At 72.6% G+C, this 248-nt stretch carries 1 pseudogene; it reads left to right on the forward strand.

The annotated features are described in order from the left end of the window. Window positions 1-248 (forward strand): annotated as a pseudogene (locus FMEAI12_RS00220) (transposase); the annotation flags it as partial.

A 248-nucleotide genomic window follows, 5' to 3' on the forward strand; every position in this document is an offset into this window, starting at 1 on the left:
TTCTCTTCGGCCGTTCGTCGGCGTCAAAGGACATCGAGTTGCTCGTGCTGCGGCATGAGGTCGCGGTGCTGCGCCGCACCCAGCCCAAGCCCCGGTGGGACTGGGCGGACCGGGCGGTCCTCGCCGCACTGATCCGACTCCTGCCCAGAGCGCTGCGGGCGCACCGGCTGGTCGCGCCCGGCACCGTTCTGCGGTGGCACCGCCGCCTGGTCACACGGAAGTGGACCCACCCGCAGCGGACGGGACGG

This window comes from Parafrankia sp. Ea1.12 (assembly GCF_900465275.1).
GTDB classification, from domain to species: Bacteria; Actinomycetota; Actinomycetes; order Frankiales; family Frankiaceae; genus Parafrankia; species Parafrankia soli.